The 453-nt window shown below is 34.9% G+C and carries 1 pseudogene; it reads right to left on the bottom strand.

The features are described 5' to 3' along the window. Positions 1 to 253 (bottom strand): annotated as a pseudogene (locus tag F7Q96_RS26595) (hypothetical protein); the annotation flags it as partial. Positions 254 to 453 lie beyond the last annotated feature (200 nt).

The following is a 453-nucleotide window of genomic DNA, read 5'->3' as shown; positions in this document are numbered from 1 at the left end:
GGAAAAAATAATCATCAGCCATATCGCCAATGTTACGACTTGTTGTGCTTGATCCTGCTTCTTTACCTGCTACATCTGGGTCTAGAATAGAAATACCAGCTTCAAAGTAATTACCAGGTTGGAAGAACGCAGACATTGACTGTCCAGAGCGATCTAACGCTGCTGCAAAAACCCCAGTTGCAGGCAGCGTTGCTAAAATCATTGCAGTGCTCAGATGTTTTAATTTCATTTTTAATCTTTCCTTGAACTTCAAGACATTTTTTAAAAGTAATAGAGTTAAACCGTTTAAACTGTGTTGCCTTCAGTGCTTTGAATTACAAGTTTCAAAGCATTGATAACTCCATGTAACAAAAATAGCATAATTACACTAAGAGTAAATCTGTTCTATGAACTGCAGAGTACTCACTTTTTATACAAAAAATGACAATAATAAATGAAATATGAAGGAATATT

Origin of the sequence: Cupriavidus gilardii (assembly GCF_008801915.1) — a bacterium.
Taxonomy (GTDB): Bacteria; Pseudomonadota; Gammaproteobacteria; order Burkholderiales; family Burkholderiaceae; genus Cupriavidus; species Cupriavidus gilardii.
Note: the sequence above shows the minus strand (reverse complement) of the source record. Positions and strands in the feature narration are given on the sequence as shown.